Origin of the sequence: Onishia niordana (assembly GCF_004798965.1) — a bacterium.
Taxonomy (GTDB): Bacteria; Pseudomonadota; Gammaproteobacteria; order Pseudomonadales; family Halomonadaceae; genus Onishia; species Onishia niordana.
Window position 1 is genome coordinate 1 of record NZ_SDSD01000076.1, and the last position, 269, is coordinate 269.

At 39.4% G+C, this 269-nt stretch carries 1 protein-coding gene; it reads right to left on the reverse strand.

All coding sequences use genetic code 11. The features are described from left to right. A partial coding sequence (locus ETC27_RS17995) for a class II fructose-bisphosphate aldolase (protein ID WP_136256070.1) occupies positions 1-269 on the reverse strand: 269 nt, incomplete at both ends.

The window sequence follows — 269 nt, forward strand, 5'->3', positions numbered from 1 at the left end:
TATCATATTGTAACTTTGGCTCTGCTTTGTAAAAGCCGTGTGAGTTGCCGATGCCAATAGCTAAAAAGTCAACATTTGTAGCTTTGACAAATTTTTCAGCTTCTTCTGGATCGGTAAAAGCTACCGTCTCTGCATTATTGCCATCTTCTTTGCCACCAACAATACCTAGTTCAGCTTCTACTGGAATACCCATCGAATGTGCCATCTTGACCACTTCTTCGGTTATTGCGACATTTTCTTCAAATGGTTTTTTCGAAGCATCAATCATT